This window comes from Nonomuraea longicatena (assembly GCF_039525605.1).
In the GTDB taxonomy this organism is placed as follows: Bacteria; Actinomycetota; Actinomycetes; order Streptosporangiales; family Streptosporangiaceae; genus Nonomuraea; species Nonomuraea longicatena.
The window spans coordinates 1-23,079 of the sequence record NZ_BAAAHQ010000004.1 but is presented as its reverse complement, the minus strand read 5'-3'; the positions used below and the strand labels follow the sequence as shown (position 1 = coordinate 23,079).

Here is a 23,079-nt window from a genome sequence, read left to right as displayed (position 1 = left end):
CGGGCATCCGACGAAAGTCATGGTGACCGGGGTCATGTCCATGATCATTCGCACGCCGGATGTGGTCGGGACCGTCCGGTTCCTAGGGTCGCAGCCATGCGAATACTCGGTGAGATCCTGGTCGCGGTCGTGATGATGTTCGTCGTGCAGTTACTGCCCGCGCTGGTCGCCGTCGGGCTCGGTCTGCCCCCGTTCGCCGTGATGCTGGTCGCGGTCCCGCCGCTCGCGTTGCTGCTGGTGTGGGCCTATCGGCGCTTCGTCGTCCGGCGCTCCTGGGCCGGCCTCGGGACCGGGTTCACGCGGTGGTCGATTCCGCAGGTGCTGCTCGGGGTCCTCGCCGGCGTCGTGGTCCTGGGGGCGGGCAGCTTCGCGGCGGTCACGCTGGGCGCGGCCGAGTACGTGGCGGCGCCGCAGAACCTGGCGACGCCCTGGGCCTTTCTCCTCGGGATACCGATCTACGTCCTGCGGGCGGGTTACGCCGAGGAACTGCTGTTTCGCGGCCACCTGTGGGACATGCTGTCGGACCGGGTGCGCCCGGCGACGGTCCTGCTGCTCACCTCGGTGTCCTTCGGCGCGCTGCACATCATCTCGCAGAGCGCCGCCGACGGCCTCGGCGAGCGGCTGCTGTACGTCGTCAACGCGACCGCACTCGGCTTCGCCTGCGGCGCAGCCCGGATGCGTACGGGCTCGGTGTGGCCGGCGGCCGGCCTGCACACCGCTGTGTACCTCCAGTGGCCGGTGGTCGAGCCGATCGACTTCGGGGTGCTGCTGATCTGCCAGACGGTCGTTCTGTCGCTGGCGGCGCCGGCGATCCTGGCCTTCCCCAGGCGGAAGGCGGCCGTCAGCCGAGTTCCGGCCTGAGCCGGGGCAGCCGTACCCGGTCGCCGCCGACCGCGCTCAGCCGCCGCAGGCCCTCCGCCAGCGCGAACAGGCCCTCGCTGCTCCAGCCCGGGTCGCACAGCAGCTCCGCGAGCCCTTCGGGGTCGCGGGTGGAATGGGCGCGCAGCCCGGACGGCAGCCGCGCGCCGAACCCGTCCCACCACCCCGCGTCGTCCACCACGATCAGCGAGGCGAACGCGAAGTCGCCGCTGACCAGCTCGAACCCGAACCCGGTGCACTCGACGCGCCACCGGCCGGGGTGCTCGGCGAGCCAGGCCATGGGGGCCTCGCCGAGCACCTCGGCCAGCTCGCGCCGGAGCGTCGCGGCGACGGACACGTCCTCCTCGAAGTCGGTGGCGGGCTCGTGGAAGGTCTGGGGGACCAGCGTCAGCCGCCCGTTTTCGCTCTCGCGCACCAGGACGACGTAGTCGCTCTCGCGCGCCACCGCGCACAGGGCGAGCGGGCCGCCGCCGCACAGCCGTACGGAGGGGTGGGTGACGGTGGCGCGGTCGGGCAGGTAGTGGTCGCGCAGCGGGAGCGCGCCGGGGCGCACGGCCCGGCCGTCGACGATCGCGTCGAGGAGTTCGCGCTCCAGCAGCCTCATGGACAGGGCGTACTCGACGAACTCGGCCGCGCCGAAGCCCGCGCCGACCGTGTCGCCGCCGAGGTCGACGCCGGTCATGCGGTAGAGCGGGGCGTTGAAGGTGGGGTGCCCGCCGGTGACGGCCTCGGCGAGCCACTCGACGGCCGCGCGCGAGCCGGTCGCGTCCATCGGGAGCCGGGGGCTGCGGGTGTCGGTGAGGTTGAAGGCGGTGCCGTACGGCAGGCTCAGGCCGAGCCAGTCGGGGCGGGTGAGCAGGCTGGTGGACAGCAGTTCGGGGCCGCAGCGGACGCGGTAGGTGCGGAAGCCGTCGGCGGCCTCGGCGTAGTAGGCGGCGAGGGCACGGGCGACCTGGTCGCGGCGGACGCGTCGGCGTAGCCTGGCGCGGTCGCGGAGGCGCCGTTCGTCGAGGTGTTCGAGGTGGGCGGTGAGCTTGGCGCGGGCGGCGCCGTCCGGCCAGCCGGTCTGCTGGTCGAGCCAGTCGAGGGCGGTGGTGAGATGCTCCTCGGTGAGGAGGTCCTCTCGGGTGTGCCTTCCGTTCACCATATTGTCGGGCATAATTGATATTCCTCTCGGCGGGGGGACTCAAGAGGGCTTCGCGAGATTCTCGCAATTGGCCGATGGTCTTGCCATTCGTCACCACGGTACGTCAAACGATGGGTGTTCATCGGCCGAGTAGAAGAATTCCTCACCCGTGATGCAAGTTTTTTCAACACGTGTCTTCCCTGGTGCGGCGCCGAACCGGAGTTTCCGATAAAGCCCTAGTCGATGTCCCGCTTTTCATGATTTATGGCTTCAAAAAAGAGATAAAGGTACGGTGGGCGGGTGACCGAACTGGAAGAACTCATCGCGGCCGGGCGCAAACACGGTGCGCGCAGACAACTGATTCTGCTGCAGGCGGCCCGGCTGTTCGCCGAGCGCGGATACGACGCGACGGGGATCGACGACATCGGCGCGGCTGCGGGGGTCAGCGGGCCCGCGGTCTACCGGCACTTCGCGGGCAAGCAGGCGATCCTCACCGCGCTGAAGGACCTGTGCCTGGAACGGCTGTGCGAGGCGACCCGGGAGGCCCTCGACGTGCCCGACAGGGAACCCGAGCAGATGCTGGAGGCGCTCGTGGACCGCTTCCTCGACTGCACCCTGCGCAACCGGGACCTGACGGTGATCATGTACGCCCGGCTGACCGAGCTGTCCGAGCAGGAGCAGCAGCGCTTCGTGGAACAGGTCGTCGAGCTGCAGGAACGGTGGAAGGAAGCGCTACTGCGGGTACGGCCGGGCCTGTCCGAGCTGGACGCCATGATCACGGTCACCACCGCGCTGGCGATGCCGTCGTCGGTGTTCCTCGCCCGGCTGGCGGGCGACCTGGACGCGGCCCGAGCCCGGCTGCGGACCCAGATCCTGGCAGTGCTCGACGCTTGAAACAGAAAAGTTAACGGACCTATACTTTTTGCTCATGGAGCAAAAGATCGACACCAACGGTGTCCAACTCTGGTGTGAGACGTTCGGCGACCCCTCGGACCCGGCGGTCCTGCTCGTCATGGGACTCGGCGCGCAGGGCATCACCTGGCCCGAGCCGCTGTGCAAGGAACTCCAGGAGGCCGGCCGTTACGTCATCCGCTATGACAACCGCGACACCGGCCTGTCCTCCGTCGTCGACTTCGACGAACGGCCGTACACGATGACAGACCTCGCCGCCGACGCCGTCGGGCTGCTCGACGGTCTCGGCGTGGGCACCGCGCACGTGGTCGGCGCCTCCATGGGCGGCATGATCGGGCAGGAACTCGCGCTGGAGCACCCCGAGCGCCTGCGCACCCTGACGCTCATCATGTCGAGCGCCGCAGCCGCCGACCGGTCGAAGGGCGGCTTCGCGGGGACGGAGACCGACCCCGAGGTGGCCGCCTGGACCGAGGACCTGGCGACGAACCCGCCGACCACCGTGGAAGGGCTCGTCCAGACGCGGATCGACCTGGCCAGGATCGTCCACGGCTCCCTGGGCGACTTCGACGAGGAGGCGGTGCGGAAAACCGTCATGACCGAGCTCACCCGCTCCTCCGACGTCGGCAGGGCGATGGACAACCACACCAAGGCCTTCGCCGCCTCGCGCGACCGGACCGGGCTCATCTCCCAGATCACCGTCCCCACCCTGGTGATCCACGGTACGGAGGACCGCCTCGCGCCCTTCGCGCACGGCAAGGCGATGGCCGAGGCCATCGAGGGCAGCGTCTTCCTGCCCGTCGAGGGCATGGGCCACGGGCTGTCCGCCGCCGTGCAGGACATCGTGATCCCGGCCGTCATCGCCCACACCCGCTGATCCAGGTACCTCATGCGCGAATCAGGGCAGACCTTCTCACAGGGGGAGTCTGCTAAGGGGGACGCGCATGGGCGGGCTCGGCGGCAAGCCGTACAAGAAGGAACTGCTCCGCCTGCAGGGCGAGCTCGTGCGACTGCAGGAGTGGGTGAAGGCGGAGGGCGCGCGGGTCGTCATCGTCTTCGAGGGTCGTGACGCCGCCGGCAAGGGCGGCACCATCAAACGCGTCACCGAGTACCTCAACCCGCGCGTCGCCCGCATCGCCGCCCTCCCCGCGCCCAGTTCGCGCGAGCGCGGGCAGTGGTACTTCCAGCGGTACATCGCCCACCTGCCGGCGGCGGGGGAGATCGTGCTGTTCGACCGGAGCTGGTACAACCGCGCCGGGGTGGAGAAGGTCATGGGCTTCTGCACCCAGGAGGAGTACGCGCGGTTCCTCCACCAGGCCCCGATCTTCGAAAGGCTGCTCGTCGAGGACGGGATCCTGCTGCGCAAGTACTGGTTCTCGGTCAGCGACGAGGAGCAGGAACGCAGGTTCCACGACCGGTTGAAGGACCCGATGCGGCGGTGGAAACTGTCGCCGATGGACCTGGAGTCGATCAACCGCTGGGAGGACTACTCGCGGGCCAAGGACGAGATGCTCGTCCACACCGACATCCCGGAGGCGCCCTGGTACGACGTGGAGAGCGACGACAAGCGCAGCGCCCGCATCAACATGATCTCCCACCTGTTGTCGACGATCCCCTACCAGCACGTACGGCTGCAGCCGCTGGAGATCCCACCCCGCCCGCCCGCCGAGCACTACCACCGTCCACCCCGCCGCGCCGAGACCGCCGTCCCGGACGTCGCCGCCAAGCTGAACCGGGACTAGCCGCCCCTTCGCCCGCCGCCGGGACGGTTCCGTGATCCCGTGGCCCCGTTTCCCGTGGCCCCGTTTCCCGTGGCCCCGTTTCCCCGTGGTCCCGGGGTCCCGAGGGGTTGGGGGCCGGGTTCTGGAGGGTTCGGTGGTTCCGGGGTTCGGTGGTTCTGGGGGCGGACGCCGCAGAAGCCGCAACCCGGGGTCAGCATCCGTCACGCAGCAGACCGCTGCGGTTTTCCGCAGGGAGAGTGTGTGGCTTGCCCGGTGTCCCCGGCTATCCGCGCTCCCTAGCGTTGAGCCCATGTTCCTCGCCCTGACCCTCGCACTGTCCACCCTCGCCCCCGTCGACGGCGACGCCTTGCGCGATCAGCTCGACGCCGTGGTGAAGGCCAAGGCGGCGACCGCCGTCCTGGCGCTGGTCCGCGACGAAGGGCGCGACGTGAGCGTGGCGGCCGGGGTGCGCGACCTCGGCTCCAAGGCCCCCGCCGACGAGCGCGGCCACTTCCGCATCGGCAGCGTGACCAAGACGTTCGTGGCGACCGTCCTGCTGCAGCTCGTCGAAGAAGGCCGGATCGGGCTCGACGACAAGGTCGACGCCCACCTGCCCGGCGCGCTTCCGGCAGGCAGCCCGATCACGGTACGGCAGGTGCTCGACCACACCAGCGGCCTGTTCGATTACGCGGGCGCGGGCATCCCCGGCTGGTCGGTGCGCGACTACCGGCCCAAGGAGTCTCTCTACGATCAGACGCCCGAAGAACTGCTGGCCGTCGGGCGCTCGAAACCGCCCTACTTCCAGCCCGGCACCGGCTGGCGCTACTCGAACACCAACTACATCGTCGCGGCCATGCTGATCGAGAAGAAGACCGGTCGGCCGTACGCGGCCGAGATCGAGGACCGGATCCTGCGGCCGCTCGGCATGCGGCGAACCCACGTGCCCGGCCACGACACGGAGATGCCCCGGCCGCACGCGCGCGGCTACGAGCCCTACCGGGGCCGCATGGTCGACGCCACCCGGGCCAACCCGTCGCTGGAACACGGCGCCGGGGAGATGATCTCGACGACGGCCGACCTCGCGACCTTCCTCGACGCGCTGCTGGGCGGCAAGCTGATCAGCGCGACGACCCTCAAGCAGATGCGTACGGTGAACGCCTCCGACTACGGCCTCGGCCTCCAGGCGTTCCCGCTGCCGTGCGGCGGGAAGGCGTACGGCCACAGTGGGCGCTGGTTCGGCTATCTGACGTACGCGATCCGCTCCGACGCGGGCAAGACACTCATCGTGTCGGCCAACCCGTACACCGGCCAGATGCCCGCCGACGCCATGCCCAAACTACTCAAGACCGTCTTCTGCTAGCCCCCGGACGGGTCTGCCCGAAGGGTGAGCGTCGGTCCGCGACTGTCCTGCTCACGTTGTTCAGGCTTGGTATGCAAGTCCGTGCGAATCTACGACAGCGGAGGCGGCCACGGCCCTACGGTTCATCGGTGTAGACACCACCAGCGGCGGCAACAACATCTAACTATTCGATGTGGAACTAGCTGGTGTGGGCAAGGATCGCCGGGACCACCGCGTCCCACGTGTGGCGCGGGAAGATCTCGTGGCCGACGCCGTCCAGGACGAGCAGCCGGGCGCCGGGGATCTCGGCCGTAAGCGCCTCGGCGTGGCCGAGCGGGAACAGCGGATCCTGTGAACCGTGGACGACCAGCGTCGGGGCCGTGATCTCGCCCAGCCGGTCGCGCCACGGCTTGCCCGGGTCGATGAGGAAGGGGTTGGTGAGCTGCGCGGCCAGGTCCCGGGTGCGCTCGTAGGTGCGCTCGGCCGCGGCGCGCGAGCCGGCCGGGTCGAAGCGGTCGCCCGCGTACGGCCGCTCGCCCTCCACCAGGTACTCGATCACGGCCTCGCGGGAGGACCAGTCGGGCGCCGGCGCCTCCTCGGTGAACAGGGCCAGGATGTGGTCGGCCATCGGCGGGAGGTCGGGCTGCTCGTGGCCGGGGCCGCCGGGCGTCGCGGCGGCGAGGGTGAGCGTGGCGACGCGCTCGGGGTGGTCGAGGGCGAGCAGTTGGGCGACGGCGGAACCCTGAGAGAGGGCCACCACGTGCACCCGCGCCAGGCCCAGTGCCTCGATCAGTGCGGCGGCGTCGGCGACCAGGTCGCGCAGGCCGTACGGCGGCTGTCCGACGGGGAAGGAAGTCGAGCGGCCGGTGTCCCTGGCGTCCACGGCCACCACGTGGCGGCCGCCGGCGACGAGCCGGTCGACGAACTCCTGTTCCCAGGCCAGCAGTGACTGCCCGGCACCGTGCAGCAGCAGGACGGCGGGGTCCTCCGGCCGTCCCGCCGTGCGCACTCCCAGGGTGATCCCGTTGACGTCGATCGTCCGCTCCATGACCGCAGCTCCTCCGCAGAAGTTGGTTACGTGTAACGAAGACTAACCCAAACTCCGTTACATGTCACGAAAAATCATCTAAACTGTGGTCATGACCTCAGATGATCGGGTTCGGGAGGCGTGGGAGGCCTACCGGCGCCTGCGCCTGACGCTCGACGCCGAAGTGGCCCGCGACCTGGAGCGGAACTGTGGGCTGTCGATGCCCGACTACGACGTCCTGTCCGCTTTGACCGAGCTGTCCGGTGGCGAGCACTGCGTACGCGTACGCGGCCTCGCCGAACACCTCGGCTGGGCACACAGCCGCCTGTCCCGCCAGCTCGGCCGCATGGAGGGCCGCGACCTCATCGCCAGGGAAAGCTGCGGGCTCGACGGCAGGGGTGAGGACGTCGTCCTCACCGACACCGGCCGCCGCGCGCACGAGCAGGCCGCTCCGGTCCACCTGGCCTCGGTACGGCACCGCCTCGCCGACCGCCTCACCCCCGATCAGCTCACGGCGCTGACCACCATCGGCCTGGTCCTTTCGGCGGACCGTCCCCTGCCGAAAGTAAAGGGGTGAACCGGTCTTTCGGCGGTGATGGCTGATACAGGAGGATTCCTAGGCTCCTGCCATGACGAAGACCCGCCGCGTGATCGCGACCGCCCTTCTCGCCCTGACCCTCCCCACGGCGGTCGCCCTCCCCGCCGCCGCGCGGCAGGCGCCGCAGTTCTCCATCCCCAAGCCGACCGGTCAGTACGCCGTGGGCCGCGACACCCTCCATCTCGTGGACGGCAAGCGCCGCGACCCCTGGGTCCAGAGCGCCAAGGGGCGCGAGCTGATGGTCTCGCTGTACTACCCGGCGCGCTCCGGCGGCGACACCGCCGAGTACATGGGCGCCGAGGAGGCCGGGCTCATGCTCAAGGGCCTCAAGCTCGACGCCGTGTACAAGCCGGAGCACCTCACCGGCGTCCGCGTGAACGCCCGCACCGGCGCCCGTCCGGTCGGCGGAAAGCACCCGCTGGTGCTGCTCTCGCCGGGCTTCACGCTCAACCGCGCCACGCTGACCATGCTCGCCGAGGAACTGGCCTCGAAGGGGTACGTCGTCGCGCTGGTGGACCACGCCTACGAGTCGTTCGGGGCGGCCTTCCCGGGTGACCGTACCCTCACCTGTGTCGCCTGCGACACCGTCGAGAGCGCCCCCACCGAGGAGAAGAGCCGCGAACTGCTCGGCAAGGTCGCGGTGGGCAGGGGCGCCGACCTCTCCTTCGTGATCGACACCCTGACCAGGGGCAGGTACGGCAGGCTGATCGACAGCGGGCGCGTCGGCGCCGCCGGTCACTCGATCGGCGGCAACAGCGCGAGCGCCGTCATGGCCGCCGACCGCCGGGTCCGCGCCGGAGTGAACATGGACGGCACCTTCTTCTCGCAGCTTCCGAAATCCGGGCTGAACGGGCGGCCCTTCCTCATGCTCGGCACCCGGACGCTGCACGCGCCCGGCTCCGTGGACACGACCTGGTCGAAGGCGTGGAAGCGGCTGGACGGCTGGAAGCGCTGGCTGTCGGTCGAGGGCAGCGGTCACTTCACCTTCATCGACCTGCCGGTCCTCGCCGGTCAGGCCGGCGCCACCGACCCGGAGGTGCCGCTGTCGGGCAAGCGGTCGGGCGAGATCACCACGTCGTACGTGGGCGCCTTCTTCGACCAGCACCTTCGCGGTGAGCACCGCCCCCTGCTGACCGGCCCGTCCGCCGCCAACCCGGAAGTGGCCTTCCACCAGTAGCTGGAGGCAGTAGCTGGAGGAACAGGTGCCGATGCTCCCGGACCCAGGACTCGAACGGGCGGGCCGTGGGACGGCCCTGCTCGACGCCCCGCCTTCGCCAACGCCTTCAAGCGCCGCCACGGCATCGCGCCGGGAAGGTACCGGCGGGCCAGGTGAAGTCCCTCACGCGCCGACTCCCGGCTGGTAGACGCTGAGGGTGAAACGCGCCGGGCCGTCCCCCGGGTTCGCGTAGGCGTGGGGCTGGTCGCCGCTGAAGCTGACCGCGTCACCGGCGTCCAGGCGGAGCTCGTGCTCGCCGACCTGGAGCCGGACCCCGCCGCTGATGACGAGCAGGTGCTCGACGGTGCCGCTGGTGTGCGGCTCGCTCGTGTGCTCGTCCGAGGGGAACAGCGTCCAGTCCCACAGCTCCAGTACGTCCGGCGGCCCCGACCCCGCCACCAGGTGGGCGTGCCCGCCGCCCGCCCCCTCCCACAGCCGGGGGCCCTGACCGGCGCGCACGACGTTCGGCCTGGGCGGCTCGGGGAAGGCGACCAGTGCGGGCAGCCCCAGTCCGAGCGCGTCCGAGATGCGCAGCAGGGTGGCGACGTTCGGGTTGGCCTGGCCCTGCTCGATCTGCACGATCACCCGTCGGCTCAGGCCGGAGCGTGCGGCCATCTGGTCGAGGGTCCAGCCTCGGTCGCGGCGGGCGGCGCGCACGTTGGACGCGATCACCTGGGACATGTCCTGAAGGCTCGTCATTCGCCACCCCTTGAATAGGCTGCACTCAATAGTGCATTGTAGTGCACTATCCGGTCCGAGGAGGAGACATGACACAGCTCGGCTTCAGCACGCTCGCCGTCCACGGTGGAACCGAACTCGACCCCGTCACCGGCGCCGTCACCCCCTCCATCGCGACCTCGGTCACCTTCGCGGCCGAGTACGGCACCATCGGCTTCAGCGCGGAGGCGACCGTCGACGAGGACGTGCCCTTCGCCTACGCCCGCGAAGGCCACCCCAACGCCGCCCAGCTCGAACACCGGCTGGCCCTGCTCGACGGCGCGGAGGCGGCCGTGGTGTTCTCCACCGGCATCGCCGCGATCTCCGGCCTGCTGCTCGACGTGCTCTCCCCGGGAGACCACGTGCTGGTCAGCGACATCAGCTACGCGGGCACCGCCGAGTTCACCAGAGGGCTGCTGCCCTCGCTGGGCATCGAGGTCGGTGTCGCCGACCTGTCCGACCTCGACGACGTACAGGCCGCACTTCGGCCCAACACCCGCCTGGTGTACGCCGAGACGCCCTGCAACCCCGTCCTCAAGCTGGTGGACATCGCGGCGCTCGCCGACCTCGCGCACCGGCACGGCGCCGAGTTGTGCGTAGACGGGACCTTCGCCACCCCCGCCGTCACCCGCCCCCTGCGGTTCGGGGCCGACTACGTCGTGTACTCCCTCACCAAGTACATGGGCGGACACGGCGACGCGCTCGGCGGCGCGGTCCTCGGCCGGGCCGAGCCGATGGACCGGCTGCGCCGGGGCATCGGCGTCCACCTCGGCGGCACGCTCAGCCCGTTCAACTGCTGGCTGATCATGCGCGGCCTGGAGACCCTGCCGATCCGCATGGCCGCGTACGCCGAGGGCGCCACGCGGGTCGCCCGCTTCCTCGAAGAGCACCCCCGGGTGCGCTCGGTCCGCTACCCGGGGCTGCCGTCGCATCCGCAGTACGACCTGGCCGAACGGCAGATGAGCAGCCCGTCCGGGATGATCTCCTTCACCGTCGCCGACCACGACGCCTTCGGCGCGGGACTGAAGGACCGGCTTGAGGTCTTCCGCTACGCGGCATCACTGGGGCTGTCGCGCAGTCTCATCCTGGAGGCCCGTACGGACGACCTCCAGCGCACCACGTTCAAACTCGACGACGAGCACCTACGGCGCTACCGCGCCTGGGCCGGAGACGGCTTCTTCCGCCTGTCGATCGGGCTGGAGGACCCCGGCGACCTGTGCGACGACCTGGGCAGAGCACTGATGGAAGGATCCGACCCATGGCGATGACCCCCGAGCGGCTGGCGGAGTTCGGCGACGCGTGGAGCGCCCAGGACCTCGACCGGCTCCTGGAGTTCATGACCGACGACTGCGTCTTCCGCTCCTCCGTCGGCCCCGAGCCCGGCGCCACCTTCCGAGGCAAGGCCGAGGTACGGCGCGGCTTCGCGCTGATGATCGCCTACGACGCCGCCTGGGAGTCCCACGGTGGCGACGCGTTCGTCGCCGGCGACCGGGGCGCTTGTCAGTGGTCCTACTCGCGTACCGGCGAGGACGGTCGCACCCAGTGGGTGCACGGCTGCGACCTGTTCGAGTTCGAGGGCGACCTGATCCGGGTCAAGGACGCCTACCGCCGAGTCCACGCCGAGCTCGGCGGTCAGGCGTCCCCGCTTCAGGGGTGACTCACCAGTGACTTCGCGTGAGGGCGTCCGGCCGGGCGCCCTCACGCGTCTCGCGGTGCTTCCGGATCAGAAGTCGTCAGGGGTGCGGATCCGGTCGCGGATCCAGATACCCGCCTCCTTCAGCCTGCTCGTCCCGGCGTAGGGGCCGTTCGGGCAGGTGCCGGGTGTGAAGACGGCGCCGCTGCGGAAGTCGTCCGAGAAGTTCCAGCTGACCCAGCTGATCTTCTTCTGCGCCATCAGGTCGATGTACTGCTGCGACATCGCCATGTTGTTGCCGCCGTCACCGGAGGACGTCTGCGTGCCGAACTCGCTCACGAACATCGGCAGGACGTCGGCCGCCCGCGACAGCGCGTTCAGGTACGACGAGCCGTGCGAGGCGGCGTAGAAGTGGAAGGTGTACATGATGTTGGTGCCGCTGACCGGGTTGGCGCGGATCGTGTCGGTCTGGTCGCCGGGGCCGGAGACACCGAGCGAGGACCAGGCGGGGGTGCCGACCATGATCGGGGCGTCCGGGTCGTACTGGCGGATCACCGGGACGAGCTGGTTGGCGTAGTTGCGGATGACGCTCCAGGTCACGCTGTTGCCGTTGGGCTCGTTCGCGATCTCGTAGAGCACGTTCTTCTTGCCGTTGTGGCGCTGGGCGATCTCGGTGAAGAACGTCTTGGCCCGCGCGAGGTTGTAGTTGGGGTCACCGGGGGTGAGCATGTGCCAGTCGACCAGGGCGTACATGCCGCGCGCCGTGGCCATCTCGATCAGCTCGTGGACCCGGTCGGTGAACATGCGCGGGTTGGTCTCGTAGCCGCCCTCCTGGATGTACATCGAGATACGCAGGATGTCGGCCTTCCAGTCGTTGGCCAGGGCGTCGAGCGAGCCGCCGGTCAGGCACTGGCTGTACCACTGGAGACCGTGGCTGCTCATGCCGCGCAACTGGATCTGCTTGCCGTTCTCGTTGCACAGCTTGACGCCGCAGACGCGCAACTGTCCGTTCGCGGCGACCGGGGTGCCGCCCCCGCTGCCACCCGTCGTCTGTACGGTCACCGGCCCGCCGGCCGCCGACCGGTTGCCCGCCGCGTCCAGGGCGCGCACGGTGTAGGTGTACGGCGTCGAGGAGGCCAGGCCGGTGTCGGTGTGGCTGGTGCCGGACGCGGTCGCCACCACCGAACCGCCCCTCAGCACCTCGTAGCCGGTCACGCCGACGTTGTCGGTGGAGGCGTTCCAGGCCAGCGACACCGAGTTGGAACCGGCGCCGGTCGAGCGCAGGTTGCCCGGAGTGCTCGGCGGCGTGATGTCGCCGCCGCTCACCGGGGTGCCGTAGACCTCGAACTCGAACAGCGAGTAGCCGTACGGGGTGCCTCGGCTGGTGCCGTTCATGCGGACGTAGCGGCCGGTGCCCGTGACGGCGAGGTCGTCGATGTTGCCGTTACCCGAGCCGGTGGAGTGGACGCTGGTCCAGTCGTTGCCGTTGGGGGAGGTCTCGATGCTGTACGCGGAGGCGTAGGCGGCCTCCCAGTTCAGCACCACCCGGCTGATCGTGTGGGTGGAGCCGAGGTCGATCTGGATCCACTGCGGGTCGCTGCCCTCCTCCGAAGCCCAGCGGGTCGAAGTGTTTCCGTCCACCGCCTTGTTCGGCGTGAAGTTGGCGTCCTCGATGGACGAGGAGGTGGTGGACTTGTTCCTGGAGACGAGGGGGTCCGCCTGGACGGCCGTCGCGGTGGTGCTCGCGGTCTCGGCCTGGGCCTGGGACGGCAGGCCGATCATGGACTGTACGGCGAGGGCCAGCACTGTTGCCGCGATCACGAGGGGTGAGCGGCGGCGTCCTTGAGTAGGGGGCGATGGGCGCACCGTACGGAACATTGGCGCTCCTGGGGGGTTGGGGGGTGTCGACGAAGACCTCGGTGCCTCCGCCGGGCAGTCGATCGTTAGGAAGGTTTCCTAACTTTAGGCGGAGCGTAAATCGCCGATTGTTGGTTGCGCAAGGCCCACAAACGCATGACTACCACCACGCTAGGTCAAACCGGTCATAGGGCAAGGTCATGAGTGCGGATGATCGCCGCAGGTCAGGGGTGAATGGGGCGGGTGATTTGGGGTGGTGGCTGGGGTGGAATTTTATAGGTTTGGGTGAAATATCCTCTTATATATAGTTTTGGAGGTTATGTGAGGAATTTTGGTGGACGATCTTGTGGCGCCGCCGTTGGCGGTGCGGTCATCGGGTAGCGGCAAACCGCTTGTGTGCCGATCCATGTATGGAACACTGGGGCTCGCTATCGGGTCGTAGGCTCCGTGGGGGACAGGCGTGGCGATCACCGACAGAGACGAACTGTGTGCGCAACGGGTTCGAGACCTCGCGGACTGGGCGGCGGCCATGGAGGAGGACGTCGTCGAACTCGCCGAGGTGGTGGGGGTCGGTTCCCCGCAGACGTGGCTGTCGGATCCGCGCAAGGAATCGCGCCGCTCGGTGAACTCCTCGCGTACGAGGACATCGACGCGGCCGAGGAGAACGCCGACTGGATAACCGCCCGGCTGATGTCGTACGTCGGCGTCTATCTCATCGGCAAGTTCGCCGGAAAATGGGTCGTGGACATCGATCCGCAGTCACCGACCTATGCTCGATACCTCGTCGAACTGCCCGCGCCGAACGGCGGCCCGGACGTCCGCATCGACGTCGTCGGCGAAATCGACGCGTTTCTTCACGAGCCCGAGGGACACAGCTTTCTGATGTTCATCGTCGGACTCGAAGGAAGATTTCCCCTGTGAGCCCCAATGAGCGGCCGGTGATGCCGGTTTCGGGAGGCGGGCCGAGCTGCTAACGACGTGCCCGGGCTGCGACGGTGTGCGCGCAGACCACGGACTCGGTGTGCGTGGTGTCCACCACCAGGTCATAGGCCGCGCCCTCGTGGACCGCTTCCGCCTGTGAGACGGCCATCCCGCCGATCCGGTCACCCGGGCGATCTCGATACCCGCATCCGACGCCCGCATGGCGGCGGGCATCGCGTCGACCAGCGTGTCGACCGAGAGCGCTGGCCACGGATCCGCCAGGACCGCCTGCGGACACCGCGAGATCCCGGACTTGCCCGAACTGGAACCGCCGTTGAGAACAATCACCTGAGTCGCCACCGCGCCACGCTAGACCCGACCGCCCCGCATTCAAACGAGTTTCCACAGCCCAGTTCAATGGTGGTCCGGCGGTGTGCCGCGCATCGTGTCCCAGTCTTCACCCAGTCCGGCGCGTGCCGCCGCCTGCTCATGCAGCGTGCACAAGTCCAGCCCGGCTCGGTCTCTGTACGGTTTGAACGCGACATAACCGAGGAACTCGAATTCCGGCCACTCCTCAGCGGTCCACGTCCGAAGATCGATGAGATTGCGGGTCTCCGGAATCTCGAACAGCGTTTCAGGATCAGCGATGACACGCTCAAAGGTTTCACGCCCGAGGCCGATGAGCCACCTGCGGAAGTACAGAAACGAATCCGCAGACGACGTCAAGAAAGCGGCGGTGCCGGCACCCCAAACGTCCCACGTATTACCCTGGTATTCGCAGAGTGTCAGCCATTTCTGAAAGTCGATGATATCGTCTGCAGGGCGTCCGCCGAGCTGATTCTCCAGCCATTCCCGGCGAGATCTCTTCGTGCTGGTTTCCCGCCCGGACTGTTCGATGAGGGCCCAGAAGGCGTCCACGTCCACGGGCAGATCTTCGCATGTGGCACTGACATTTCGCGGTCTCGCGCTCGTAGGGTGCCCGGCATGATCTCTCTCCAAGCGTCCGACGTCACGGCGGCACTGGACACGGTGCTCACCACCCTGCGAGCAGCAGGTATCGACCTCACCTACCGACTCGCAGGCACGAGCGCGGCCCTCCTCCAGGGCGTTCGGCTGCCTGTCGGGGACATCGACCTCCTGGCGTCGCGACGGAAGGACGTGGACGACTTCGCCGCCGCCCTCACCTCGTTCCCCTGCATGTACGCCGCCTCCTGGCTGCCGACAGCCTCACAGTATTTCGTCAGATACGAGGTGAACGGGGCGATGGTGGAGATGAGCACCGTCGAAAGGGAGACCGACTCCGACGCGATGGAATGCATCGGCCGAGGCCCATGGCAGCACGTCGTGTGGGTCGACTGTGGCCCGCATCAGGTTCCCGCCGTCCGTCTGGAACTGCGGCTGGCGTCGGAACTCGTCCGTGACAGAGCCGACCGTTACGAACCCCTTCTTGAACACATGCGCACCCAAGGGTGCGACCTCGACCTGTTGCACCGGGCCATGACGGCCCAGGGCCTGTCGGCGGAACATCGGCGCCTGGTCCGGTCCCGCCTCGTCGATGGGTGACCTATGCGACCGCAGGCTCCTCCTGAACGACGTGTCGTAGCTTTCTGATGTTCGTCATCAGGCTCGAAGGAGAACTTCCGCTGTGAACCGTGGCAGGCGCTCCCGGTCAGACCGTGAGCCACACGAGCGCCCCGCGGCCGCGTGCGGAGGCCTCCTCGATCCAGTCGAGTTGCTGGGCCAGCATGGTCGTGTATTGCTCGGACCCAGCTCTGCCCGAGGCGACCTCGTCGATCGCCGCCCACGGCACCAGCGCCGCGAGCAGTGCCACCTCCCGGACGGTGCCGGGACGCAGCGACCACAGTAGGTTCGGGTGCGGCGCCACACCGGCGTCCACCCTCAACTCGTCGGCCCCCGCGCGGTCAGGGAAGAGCAGCCCCATCACAGCGTCGGCCGGCTTCCGGAGTGGCGGTGGCAGCGCGAGGCGCAACGAGTCGTACATCTGCGGAAGCTCTGGCAGGAACCGGCCAACTCCCCGCAGCGGCCGCCGGTCGAGCTGGGGGAGGACCCCGAGCCGCATATCCCCGGACGACAGGGATTTCCTGGGCCGCGCCCGAGGGCGTCCCCGCTCGTCGAGCTCCAGCGTGAACCGGCCCTGTGCCCGGACCCGCAGGTCTCCGTGCTCGTCCCAGGCGAAGGCGCAGGTGATCCCGGCGAAGTCCGCTTCGACCCAGCGGCGCGGACGATCGGGACGTACCCTCACCCCGTCCTCACCGAGGACGAACGCCGCGGTGCCCGCCGACGAGCAGGCGGCCACCAGCGGCGCCCACGCCGCGATCAGCCCTACCGCGCCCATACCCACAAAGTGATCTTATGGCGCTACGCCGGGGCTACCGGTGGCAGGCGCAGGCGGGTACCACGGCCTGAGCGGCCGGGGCCTGGGCGGCGGCTTGGACGTCCGCCAGGATGCGCTCGCGTTCCTGCGGGCCGATGAGGCGTCCCCGGGTCATCACGGCGTGGATCCGGCGCGTGTTGCGGATGTCGGCCAGCGGGTCGGCGTCCAGTACCACCAGGTCGGCGGCCTTGCCTGGGGCGAGGGTGCCCAGGGTGTCCTCGCGGCCGAGGAAGCGGGCGGCGTCCCGGGTCATGGTCTGGAGTGCGGCCATCGGGCTCAGGCCCGCCCGGACCAGGAGGGACAGTTCGTCATGGGCGCCGAATCCGGGGAAGACATAGGGGTTGTAGCAGTCGGTGCCGCCGACAAGGCCGACGCCGGCCCGGTGCAGGCGTCCGACCAGGGCCAGGAGCTGCCGGAAGAAGCGGCGCTCCCGGGTGATCTCCTCAGGGGTGCTGGGGGTGAAGAGCTTGATGCCCTCCGCCCAGTAGGCCCGGAGATGGGTGGGCATGTACTTCAGCCGCGGATCGTCGGCGTACGTCTCGGCGGGCTGGCTGAAGACGTTGAGGACCGTCAGGGTGGGTGAGTGCCAGCTGCCGTCGCGGGCGAGCTGCGCGTACAGTTCGCGCGCCTTGGCCTGGTCGTAGCTGTCGGCGGCCTGCCGTTCCAGGGAGCGCGCCAGGTTGAACCATTCGCGGGGCGCGGCCGGGTCGATCGGGGTGTCCTCCATCCGGCGCCGGAGCTCCTGCTCGCGGCCGGAGGTGGCCAGCGGCAGGCCGTACAGGTGCTCGAAGCTGCGCTGTCCGGCCCGGCTTGCCTCGGACATGGGGACCAGGTACGGGATGTGCCCGTCGACCGGGATGCCCGCCTTGCGGGCCTCGTCGGTCAGTGCCAGGAAGGGCTCTCGACCGAGGTAGGGGTAGATCTTGAGGAAGTCGGCGCCTTCGGCCTGCTGGGCGCGTACCACCTGCCTGGCCTCTGCCTCTGTCTCGACCTTGGTGTGGATCGGTGACAGCAGCGAGACGGGGCCGTCGATGATGTTGCCGGCCAGGACGATGCGGGGGCCGAGCAGTTCGCCGCGTTCGATCCGGTCGCGCAGTTGGTGGAGCTGGGGGAAGCCCCACGTCTCCCGGATCCCGAGGACGCCGTTGGCGATGAGCAGCGGTGGGACGATCTTCTCATCCTGGGTTCCGTGCGTGTGCATGTCCCACAGCCCGGGGATGACGAACTTGCCCCGCAGGTCCACCACCCGGCGTGCACGCCGCGCGGTGGCGTGGTGGTCCTCGCCGATCCAGGCGATCCGGCCGTCGGCGACCACGAGGCTGACTCCCCGGCGTGGCGGGGCGCCCGTCCCGTCGATCAGGGTGACCCCGCGCAGCACTGTGACGTCGTCGGGAGAGTCGGCGTGGGCCGCCGACTGCGCCGGGCTGATCAGCGCGGCGCCCGCACCCGCCAGTGTGAGCCGGCGCAGGACGTCGCGGCGGCTGGCGGGAACGGTCGGGTCACTCGGCATGGGATTCCTCAACGTCAACAATGATCGATTCCAGAACGGTGCCGCTGAAGGAGGCAGGGGAGAGCCGCGATTGGAGACGGTCGGTCGGTGCCGACGGACTCTACCGACGCAGAAGGGGCACCTGGAAGATCTCTGCAGCATGTTGCCAACGGGTGAGACCGGTTGCCAGACACGAGGTGAACGGGGCATGAGCACCGTCGAACACGTGCGCGCCCAAGGGTGCGATCTCGACCTGTTGTACCGGGCCATGGCGGCCCGGGGCCGGTCAGCGGACCATCGGCGCCTGGTCCGGGCCCGACTTACCACCAGGTGACTTCCCGAACAACGCGTTGCAGAGAACGGCCGAGATCACGAAGCCGGTCACCGCAGGGACGCCCACCAGCATGGCGTACGCGATGTTCTCGTGGGAGATCCAGGAGTCGTAGTCGGGCTGGACGAGGAGGACGGCGATCATGGCGAACGGCGCCAGCAGGCCGACGAGCGGCCAGACGGGCAGGCGCGCCAACCGGGCGGCCGGCATGCTGAGCAGAAAGGGCACCAGCAGGATCGCCAGCACCCACCTGTGCTCGGCGGCCGAGTCGTAGAACGGCCAGGAGACGACGGGCAGCAGCAGGATCGCAACCCCCGCTCCCGCAAGAGCCGATCGCAGGAGGAACCGCACCAGGGGATCATCCCAGACCGTACGGGTCGTCAGGCAGAGCTCCGGCCGGTCCACCACGTACGTCGTGTGCCTCTACAGCCCACCCGGGCAACCTGCTCGGCGACAACAGGGCACCGACGTCCCCGGCCGGTCGGGTAGCCGATGTCACCGATCTGAGGACACCCGCCGGGTCGGGTCACTACGGTTCCTCTCTGACTCGCTGAAAGGAAACGATATGTCCGTTGAATTCATCACCTTAGACGCCGAGAAGGGGCGAGAACTCGGGCTGTCAGAGGCCGACTTCGTGCTTCTCACCGAGACCGGGCTGCCCAGGGACGTGGCCGATCACTTCTGCACGGACATCCCCGACGGCCCGTTCGGACTGTTCGCCGTCCGCCGGCTGAACGCCGACAACCACGCCCTGATCCTGGGCGGAACCAGCTCCGACGGCGGCTTGGTGTACTTCCTGGACGTCAACGACGGCAACGTCGTCCTCCTCTCCTGGGATGACGACGGAGAGCCCCAGTACGAAGGGGTGAACACCACGCTGAGCGCCTTCGCCGAGTTCGTCGTCCGGTTGGGCGCGTACACCGAGTCGACCGGCGCGGAACTGGAGAAGCTCGACCCGGAGGCGTTCCGGCATCCGCATTGCTGGTGGGCGATGGTGGCGGCCCGCTACCGGCGGGAGGCGGCACGGCGCGAGAGGATGTCGGCGCCCGCCGCGTCGCACAGCGACGCCTTCGACAGAGCCCTCGACCGGCTGGAGGAGAAGGGGTGGCGGCACGTCTCGGGCAAGGAGTTCGCCTCCGCCACCGATGAGTACGGACTGCTGACTCTGCCGGAGGACTTCTCGAAAGCGTTCGCCGCAGACGGTGCCCTGATCAGGGACTTCAGCGCACGCTGGAGGGGCGGCCTGCCGCCGGAGATCCAGTCGGCCTTCGCGTGGGAGGGGCTCGTGGTCCTCGTCTCCGAGGAGGAACAGGATGAGGGCGACTTCGACGCCATCATGGACCAGATGCTGGCGGCGATCCACGACCGGCAGCAGCCGACCGATGGCACCCTGACCTGCCTGGCCACCGAGGAGACCAGCGACCTGTGCCGGATCCTGCGGGCCTTCGGACGGCTGGCCGCGAAGGGGTACGTCGCCGAGCCCGCGCTGTGGCCCACCACGTCGGGATGCTGGGAGCGGGTGGCCGAGCGAACCGAGGACACGGACTCGCCCAAAGCCGTCTTCTGGAACACCCAGAGCCATGACAGGGCCTTCGACGCCAGGGGCGACCTGATCGACGAGCTCTACCTCGGGTGGGCAGGCGACCACGAGGAGATCGCCGCAGCTCTCGCGGAGACGGGGCTCACGGTGAAGGTGCCGGAGAACGAGGGCACGACCTTCATCCTCGGCCCCGCCGAAACGCCGTAGCAGGCCCTGTCGCTGCCAGGATTCATCGGTGCGGCCCCCTCGCCGCTGACCGGTTCGTGCGTTCGCGGCGGTCCGAAACCCGAAGCCCGATGCGCGGGTACGGTCGCCGCTCGTCCGTCGGAAGCGTCCACACCCGACGAAAGGCACCCGATGGATCTGGGGATCGGTCTTCCTGTATGCGGCCCCTACGCGGGTCCGGAGGCGATCGGCCGGGCGGCCGAGACGGCCGAGCGGATCGGCCTGGCCGCAGTCTGGACGTACGAACGCCTGCTTCGCCCGGCCGAGCCGATGATGCTCGGCGTCGGCACCGTCCCGCTGCCGGAGTTCCAGGCCGCCGTGTACGACCCGCGGGAGACGCTGAGCTACGTCGCGGCCAGGACCAGCAGGATCCGGTTGGGGACGAGTGTCCTCAACGCGCTGTTCCACCCGCCGATCGTGCTGGCCCGCCGGTTGAGCACCCTGGACCGGCTCAGCGGCGGCCGGCTCACGGTCGGCCTGGGGCAGGGCTGGATGGCCCAGGAGTTCACCGCGACCGGCGTGCCGCCGGTCCGGCGCGGCGCCGGATTCGCCGAGCACATCGCCGCGATGCGCAGGGTGTGGGGTCCGGATCCGGTGCGGTTCGACGGACGGTTCTACCGGATCCCCGAGGGCGAGGCCGGTCCGAAGCCGAGCCGTCCGGACGGTCCGACGCTCTTCGCCGGCGCCTGGGCTCCCGCCGCCGTCGAACGGGCCGCGAGCATGGGCCTGGGCCTCATCACGGTGTTCTCCGATTGGGACACGTTGCGGAGCACGATCGCGACGTTCCGGAACGCCGGCTCGCTGCCCGTGGCGGTCCACGTCAACGGGGCGGTCACCACCGCGCCGGTCGAGGACCGCGCGCCGCTGACCGGGCCGGTGCGGCAGGTGGCCGGTGAGCTGGCCGAGCTGGCGTCGCTGGGCGTCGACCACGTCTTCTGGGTGGCCCCGGACCACGACCCCGACCACCTTCTCGATGCGCTGGGGCGGTTGCTCCGGGACGCTGGGGAAAAGTATACAAACGATCGGTCGTTAATGTAGTTTGTCGCCCATGACAACAGATGGTCGGCGGCTGCGCGGGTTGCGCAGTCGTGAGGCGATCCTTGAGCAGGCGGTGGCGCTGGCCTCCGTCGAAGGGCTGGACGGACTCTCCCTGGGACGGCTGGCAACCGCAACCGGCACCAGCAAGTCCGGATTTTTCGCCCATTGGCGCGACAAAGAGCAACTACAGGTGGATGCCGTGGACTGGGCCGTCCGCCAGTGGACCGAGCGCGTGGTCGCGCCCGCCCTGCGGGCCCCGGCCGGAGTGCGGCGGCTGTTCGCGCTGCACGAGGCGCGGCTGCGGTTCTACGGCGACGCCGTACTGCCCGGCGGGTGCTTCTTCTTCACCGTCCAGGCCGAGTACGACGATCGGCCCGGCCCGGTGCACGACCGCGTCGCGCAGGCCATGCGCGAATGGCTGGAGTTCATCCAGCGCCTGGTGACGCAGGCCACGGCGATGGGCGAACTGGCGGACGGCGTGGACGCCGGCCAGCTCGCCTACGAGATCGACGCCCTCGGGCAGTCCGTGGTCAGCTACTCCCGCCTGTACGACGGGCCGGCCGCGCACGCCCGCGCCCGCCGGGCCGTACTGGAACGCTTGCGCGCCCTCTGCCCCGACCCGACGCTTCTCCCGGAGGACTGATCATGATCGAAAATGGGGCGTACGAGCCTGTCCAGGTGCACTTCGACGACCTCGACGCCATGGGGCTGCTGCACAACTCCCGGTACGCGCTGCTGGTCGAGCGGGCGATCAGCGCGTTCTGGCACCGCCTGGGCTGGACGCCGGATCCGGCCGGGTCGGCGTTCAAGGACGTCTTCCTGGCCGTGCGCGAGTTCAAGGTGACCTACCACGTGCCCATCGCGGGGGCGGGCGAGCAGCAGGTGCACTTCTGGGTGGAACGCATGGGCCGTACCAGCGGTGTTTACGGCTTTCGCGTGCTGTCGGCGGACCGTACGGTGGTGCACGCCGACGGCTACCGCGTCAACGTCAACCTGGACCCGGCCACCCTGCGACCCACACCGTTCAGCGAAGAACTGCGCACCGCCGCCGAACCCCTGCTCCGCGTAACGACCCCATGCTGAAGCCCCACCGCGACACCCGACCAGCCGGCGGTGACCTAAGCCCCTCGGCTCCGCAGGCGACGTAGGCGGCGCCGATACTGTCCCGCGTACGAGCGCTGTGCCCGATCAATGAGGCGGACCTGAGGATCCGAGGCGTGCTCGAACAACTCCACCTCGAACGGATCGGCGTCATAGCCGATCAGGCCGCCGAGCACAGCACGATCCTGCTCCACCGAACCGTTGCGCTCCACAAGATCTCGCCAGACGTGTCCGCTCGCCTCCGCGTGATCCACGCCCACCACGATAGGCGTCGGTCCTCGACGCGGAAAGCGCGACGGGACCCGCCCGGTCGTCCCCACCAGCCGATGCTGCAGTACGTCGCCGTCCGGAAACGCGACCGTCCTGAACTGTCGTACACGATGACTACTCTCCGGCCATGACGGTCCCCGAGATCATTCCCATCATGCGCGAACCCGAATATCACACCGACACGATCGGCCATTGGGCAGGCGGCCAGTTCTTCGGCTCCGTCATCGCCGCCTTCCGCGAAGGCGATGTCCACACCGACGATTGGCGATCACGCAAACGCTGGTACGCCGTCCTGCACACCTTCGACGCCGCTGGCCACCACCTTGAATCCCGCATCGAGCACACCGGCGCAGACGACGACTATCGGGCAGCCGTGGATAGCGCGCAAGAACGATTGAACCGATGGCTCGACGCGCTTCCCGGCCTGCTTTACGGCGATATCGCCATCCGACCCTTTCGGCATACGCAGGACGGAGTCCTGTTCGGTCTGATCATCGAGACCTTCGACGGCGAGGAGCACGCTGAGTTCTACCCGAACAACATCGGCTTCTACGAACCGTGGGACGGCTCCTACGACACCTGAACACCTCACCCACTCAGGGGAAGACACACGCCGGCCGCCCGGGAATCGGTCCTTCGGCCGCACGCCCGGATGATGCCAATGGCGCAGGCCAGTGAGTTCGTCTCCCGAGTCCCTCTGTGTCAGGCTCAAATGGGACACACAGTGAGGAAGTTCTCAGTGTGGCA

General features: G+C 69.0%; 26 protein-coding genes and 2 pseudogenes. 16 read left to right on the top strand and 12 right to left on the bottom strand.

Translation table 11 applies throughout. The features are described from left to right. Window positions 1-96 precede the first annotated feature (96 nt). The gene (locus tag ABD120_RS05320; protein ID WP_343948555.1) at window positions 97-861 is read left to right on the top strand and encodes a CPBP family intramembrane glutamic endopeptidase; all 765 of its coding nucleotides are present in this window, start codon (window positions 97-99) and stop codon (window positions 859-861) included. Here the strand turns inward: ABD120_RS05320 and ABD120_RS05315 are convergent. Then, window positions 842-2,026, bottom strand: a complete 1,185-nt coding sequence (locus ABD120_RS05315) for a hypothetical protein (protein ID WP_343948554.1) — start codon at window positions 2,024-2,026, stop codon at window positions 842-844. The genes ABD120_RS05320 and ABD120_RS05315 overlap by 20 nt on opposite strands. Window positions 2,027-2,305: 279 nt before the next feature. Here ABD120_RS05315 and ABD120_RS05310 point away from each other — a divergent pair, with 279 nt between their 5' ends. The 4 genes from ABD120_RS05310 to ABD120_RS05295 all read left to right on the top strand — a co-directional run bounded on the left by ABD120_RS05310 (window position 2,306) and on the right by ABD120_RS05295 (window position 5,995). Further along, window positions 2,306-2,899, top strand: a complete 594-nt coding sequence (locus ABD120_RS05310) for a TetR/AcrR family transcriptional regulator (protein WP_343948553.1) — start codon at window positions 2,306-2,308, stop codon at window positions 2,897-2,899. A 34-nt stretch (window positions 2,900-2,933) separates the two neighbouring features. Next, window positions 2,934-3,791 carry an alpha/beta fold hydrolase gene (locus ABD120_RS05305; RefSeq protein ID WP_343948552.1) on the top strand — a complete coding sequence of 286 codons (858 nt, stop codon included), beginning with the start codon at window positions 2,934-2,936 and terminating at the stop codon, window positions 3,789-3,791. Window positions 3,792-3,858: 67 nt separating this feature from the next. Beyond that, entirely contained in the window at window positions 3,859-4,656 is a 798-nt protein-coding gene (gene ppk2, locus ABD120_RS05300) for a polyphosphate kinase 2 (protein WP_343948551.1), read from the top strand. A 289-nt stretch (window positions 4,657-4,945) separates the two neighbouring features. Continuing rightward, complete coding sequence (locus ABD120_RS05295) at window positions 4,946-5,995, top strand: serine hydrolase domain-containing protein (protein ID WP_343948550.1); 1,050 nt, start codon at window positions 4,946-4,948, stop codon at window positions 5,993-5,995. 178 nt (window positions 5,996-6,173) lie between these two features. On the opposite strand, the gene ABD120_RS05290 is transcribed toward ABD120_RS05295, so the two are convergent. Beyond that, window positions 6,174-7,022: an alpha/beta fold hydrolase gene (locus tag ABD120_RS05290; RefSeq protein ID WP_343948549.1), complete on the bottom strand. Its 849-nt coding sequence runs from the start codon at window positions 7,020-7,022 to the stop codon at window positions 6,174-6,176. A gap of 91 nt (window positions 7,023-7,113) precedes the next feature. Between ABD120_RS05290 and ABD120_RS05285 the strand changes: the two genes are divergently transcribed. Further along, window positions 7,114-7,578, top strand: coding sequence for a MarR family winged helix-turn-helix transcriptional regulator (locus ABD120_RS05285; RefSeq protein ID WP_343948548.1), 465 nt, complete (start codon window positions 7,114-7,116; stop codon window positions 7,576-7,578). Between the two features lie 52 nt (window positions 7,579-7,630). After that, entirely contained in the window at window positions 7,631-8,776 is a 1,146-nt protein-coding gene (locus ABD120_RS05280) for an alpha/beta hydrolase family protein (protein WP_343948547.1), read from the top strand. Between the two features lie 162 nt (window positions 8,777-8,938). Here ABD120_RS05280 and ABD120_RS05275 read toward each other — a convergent pair whose 3' ends face one another. Further along, entirely contained in the window at window positions 8,939-9,514 is a 576-nt protein-coding gene (locus ABD120_RS05275; RefSeq protein WP_343948546.1) for a helix-turn-helix domain-containing protein, read from the bottom strand. A gap of 68 nt (window positions 9,515-9,582) precedes the next feature. Here ABD120_RS05275 and ABD120_RS05270 point away from each other — a divergent pair, with 68 nt between their 5' ends. Continuing rightward, complete coding sequence (locus ABD120_RS05270; protein WP_343948545.1) at window positions 9,583-10,800, top strand: trans-sulfuration enzyme family protein; 1,218 nt, start codon at window positions 9,583-9,585, stop codon at window positions 10,798-10,800. Beyond that, window positions 10,791-11,189 carry a nuclear transport factor 2 family protein gene (locus tag ABD120_RS05265; RefSeq protein WP_343948544.1) on the top strand — a complete coding sequence of 133 codons (399 nt, stop codon included), beginning with the start codon at window positions 10,791-10,793 and terminating at the stop codon, window positions 11,187-11,189. The genes ABD120_RS05270 and ABD120_RS05265 overlap by 10 nt, the downstream gene beginning before the upstream one ends. Before the next feature lie 66 nt (window positions 11,190-11,255). Here the strand turns inward: ABD120_RS05265 and ABD120_RS05260 are convergent, their stop codons facing one another. Together ABD120_RS05260 and ABD120_RS39690 are read right to left on the bottom strand one after the other, a co-directional pair. Continuing rightward, a complete protein-coding gene (locus ABD120_RS05260) occupies window positions 11,256-12,491 on the bottom strand; it encodes a cellulase family glycosylhydrolase (protein WP_425563935.1) in 1,236 nt (411 codons plus the stop codon). Window positions 12,492-12,530: 39 nt separating this feature from the next. After that, window positions 12,531-12,947 (bottom strand): annotated as a pseudogene (locus tag ABD120_RS39690) (discoidin domain-containing protein); the annotation flags it as partial. Window positions 12,948-13,607: 660 nt separating this feature from the next. On the opposite strand from ABD120_RS39690, the gene ABD120_RS05250 reads away from it, so the two are divergent. Continuing rightward, window positions 13,608-13,943, top strand: coding sequence for a hypothetical protein (locus tag ABD120_RS05250; protein WP_343948543.1), 336 nt, complete (start codon window positions 13,608-13,610; stop codon window positions 13,941-13,943). 49 nt (window positions 13,944-13,992) lie between these two features. Here the strand turns inward: ABD120_RS05250 and ABD120_RS39685 are convergent, their stop codons facing one another. The 3 genes and pseudogenes from ABD120_RS39685 to ABD120_RS05245 all read right to left on the bottom strand — a co-directional run bounded on the left by ABD120_RS39685 (window position 13,993) and on the right by ABD120_RS05245 (window position 14,867). Next, window positions 13,993-14,112 carry a phosphotransferase-like protein gene (locus ABD120_RS39685; RefSeq protein ID WP_425563926.1) on the bottom strand — a complete coding sequence of 40 codons (120 nt, stop codon included), beginning with the start codon at window positions 14,110-14,112 and terminating at the stop codon, window positions 13,993-13,995. An 81-nt stretch (window positions 14,113-14,193) separates the two neighbouring features. After that, window positions 14,194-14,291 (bottom strand): annotated as a pseudogene (locus ABD120_RS39680) (phosphotransferase-like protein); the annotation flags it as partial. Window positions 14,292-14,357: 66 nt separating this feature from the next. Next, window positions 14,358-14,867 (bottom strand): DUF4240 domain-containing protein, encoded by a 510-nt coding sequence (locus ABD120_RS05245; RefSeq protein WP_343948542.1) that lies wholly within the window; start codon window positions 14,865-14,867, stop codon window positions 14,358-14,360. A gap of 60 nt (window positions 14,868-14,927) precedes the next feature. On the opposite strand from ABD120_RS05245, the gene ABD120_RS05240 reads away from it, so the two are divergent. Next, a complete protein-coding gene (locus tag ABD120_RS05240; protein ID WP_343948541.1) occupies window positions 14,928-15,506 on the top strand; it encodes a hypothetical protein in 579 nt (192 codons plus the stop codon). Between the two features lie 106 nt (window positions 15,507-15,612). On the opposite strand, the gene ABD120_RS05235 is transcribed toward ABD120_RS05240, so the two are convergent. The 3 genes from ABD120_RS05235 to ABD120_RS05225 all read right to left on the bottom strand — a co-directional run bounded on the left by ABD120_RS05235 (window position 15,613) and on the right by ABD120_RS05225 (window position 18,509). Continuing rightward, entirely contained in the window at window positions 15,613-16,299 is a 687-nt protein-coding gene (locus tag ABD120_RS05235) for a hypothetical protein (protein ID WP_343948540.1), read from the bottom strand. Between the two features lie 34 nt (window positions 16,300-16,333). Continuing rightward, on the bottom strand, window positions 16,334-17,848 hold the full coding sequence (locus ABD120_RS05230) for an amidohydrolase family protein (protein ID WP_343948539.1): 1,515 nt from the start codon (window positions 17,846-17,848) through the stop codon (window positions 16,334-16,336). A 265-nt stretch (window positions 17,849-18,113) separates the two neighbouring features. Further along, a complete protein-coding gene (locus tag ABD120_RS05225; RefSeq protein WP_343948538.1) occupies window positions 18,114-18,509 on the bottom strand; it encodes a hypothetical protein in 396 nt (131 codons plus the stop codon). 214 nt (window positions 18,510-18,723) lie between these two features. Here ABD120_RS05225 and ABD120_RS05220 point away from each other — a divergent pair, with 214 nt between their 5' ends. From ABD120_RS05220 to ABD120_RS05205, 4 genes are all read left to right on the top strand, one after another. Continuing rightward, window positions 18,724-19,905: an SUKH-4 family immunity protein gene (locus tag ABD120_RS05220; RefSeq protein WP_343948537.1), complete on the top strand. Its 1,182-nt coding sequence runs from the start codon at window positions 18,724-18,726 to the stop codon at window positions 19,903-19,905. A 150-nt stretch (window positions 19,906-20,055) separates the two neighbouring features. Further along, window positions 20,056-20,961 (top strand): TIGR03619 family F420-dependent LLM class oxidoreductase, encoded by a 906-nt coding sequence (locus ABD120_RS05215; RefSeq protein WP_343948536.1) that lies wholly within the window; start codon window positions 20,056-20,058, stop codon window positions 20,959-20,961. A gap of 10 nt (window positions 20,962-20,971) precedes the next feature. Further along, a complete protein-coding gene (locus ABD120_RS05210; RefSeq protein ID WP_343948535.1) occupies window positions 20,972-21,604 on the top strand; it encodes a TetR/AcrR family transcriptional regulator in 633 nt (210 codons plus the stop codon). Between the two features lie 2 nt (window positions 21,605-21,606). Continuing rightward, window positions 21,607-22,044: an acyl-CoA thioesterase gene (locus ABD120_RS05205; RefSeq protein WP_343948534.1), complete on the top strand. Its 438-nt coding sequence runs from the start codon at window positions 21,607-21,609 to the stop codon at window positions 22,042-22,044. Window positions 22,045-22,079: 35 nt separating this feature from the next. On the opposite strand, the gene ABD120_RS05200 is transcribed toward ABD120_RS05205, so the two are convergent. Then, entirely contained in the window at window positions 22,080-22,316 is a 237-nt protein-coding gene (locus tag ABD120_RS05200; RefSeq protein WP_343948533.1) for a hypothetical protein, read from the bottom strand. Between the two features lie 143 nt (window positions 22,317-22,459). Between ABD120_RS05200 and ABD120_RS05195 the strand changes: the two genes are divergently transcribed. Further along, window positions 22,460-22,915 carry a hypothetical protein gene (locus ABD120_RS05195; RefSeq protein ID WP_343948532.1) on the top strand — a complete coding sequence of 152 codons (456 nt, stop codon included), beginning with the start codon at window positions 22,460-22,462 and terminating at the stop codon, window positions 22,913-22,915. Window positions 22,916-23,079 lie beyond the last annotated feature (164 nt).

Excerpts from the sequence above, each read along its gene's own strand:
- ABD120_RS05320 (WP_343948555.1), top strand. The coding sequence starts at position 97 with ATGCGAATACTCGGTGAGATCCTGGTCGCGGTCGTGATGATGTTCGTC.
- ABD120_RS05315 (WP_343948554.1), bottom strand. The coding sequence starts at position 2,026 with ATGGTGAACGGAAGGCACACCCGAGAGGACCTCCTCACCGAGGAGCAT.
- ABD120_RS05305 (WP_343948552.1), top strand. The coding sequence starts at position 2,934 with ATGGAGCAAAAGATCGACACCAACGGTGTCCAACTCTGGTGTGAGACG.
- ppk2 (WP_343948551.1), top strand. The coding sequence starts at position 3,859 with ATGGGCGGGCTCGGCGGCAAGCCGTACAAGAAGGAACTGCTCCGCCTG.
- ABD120_RS05295 (WP_343948550.1), top strand. The coding sequence starts at position 4,946 with ATGTTCCTCGCCCTGACCCTCGCACTGTCCACCCTCGCCCCCGTCGAC.
- ABD120_RS05290 (WP_343948549.1), bottom strand. The coding sequence starts at position 7,022 with ATGGAGCGGACGATCGACGTCAACGGGATCACCCTGGGAGTGCGCACG.
- ABD120_RS05285 (WP_343948548.1), top strand. The coding sequence starts at position 7,114 with ATGACCTCAGATGATCGGGTTCGGGAGGCGTGGGAGGCCTACCGGCGC.
- ABD120_RS05280 (WP_343948547.1), top strand. The coding sequence starts at position 7,631 with ATGACGAAGACCCGCCGCGTGATCGCGACCGCCCTTCTCGCCCTGACC.
- ABD120_RS05275 (WP_343948546.1), bottom strand. The coding sequence starts at position 9,514 with ATGACGAGCCTTCAGGACATGTCCCAGGTGATCGCGTCCAACGTGCGC.
- ABD120_RS05270 (WP_343948545.1), top strand. The coding sequence starts at position 9,583 with ATGACACAGCTCGGCTTCAGCACGCTCGCCGTCCACGGTGGAACCGAA.
- ABD120_RS05265 (WP_343948544.1), top strand. The coding sequence starts at position 10,791 with ATGGCGATGACCCCCGAGCGGCTGGCGGAGTTCGGCGACGCGTGGAGC.
- ABD120_RS39685 (WP_425563926.1), bottom strand. The coding sequence starts at position 14,112 with ATGGCCGTCTCACAGGCGGAAGCGGTCCACGAGGGCGCGGCCTATGAC.
- ABD120_RS05240 (WP_343948541.1), top strand. The coding sequence starts at position 14,928 with ATGATCTCTCTCCAAGCGTCCGACGTCACGGCGGCACTGGACACGGTG.
- ABD120_RS05235 (WP_343948540.1), bottom strand. The coding sequence starts at position 16,299 with ATGGGCGCGGTAGGGCTGATCGCGGCGTGGGCGCCGCTGGTGGCCGCC.
- ABD120_RS05230 (WP_343948539.1), bottom strand. The coding sequence starts at position 17,848 with ATGCCGAGTGACCCGACCGTTCCCGCCAGCCGCCGCGACGTCCTGCGC.
- ABD120_RS05220 (WP_343948537.1), top strand. The coding sequence starts at position 18,724 with ATGTCCGTTGAATTCATCACCTTAGACGCCGAGAAGGGGCGAGAACTC.
- ABD120_RS05215 (WP_343948536.1), top strand. The coding sequence starts at position 20,056 with ATGGATCTGGGGATCGGTCTTCCTGTATGCGGCCCCTACGCGGGTCCG.
- ABD120_RS05210 (WP_343948535.1), top strand. The coding sequence starts at position 20,972 with ATGACAACAGATGGTCGGCGGCTGCGCGGGTTGCGCAGTCGTGAGGCG.
- ABD120_RS05205 (WP_343948534.1), top strand. The coding sequence starts at position 21,607 with ATGATCGAAAATGGGGCGTACGAGCCTGTCCAGGTGCACTTCGACGAC.
- ABD120_RS05195 (WP_343948532.1), top strand. The coding sequence starts at position 22,460 with ATGACGGTCCCCGAGATCATTCCCATCATGCGCGAACCCGAATATCAC.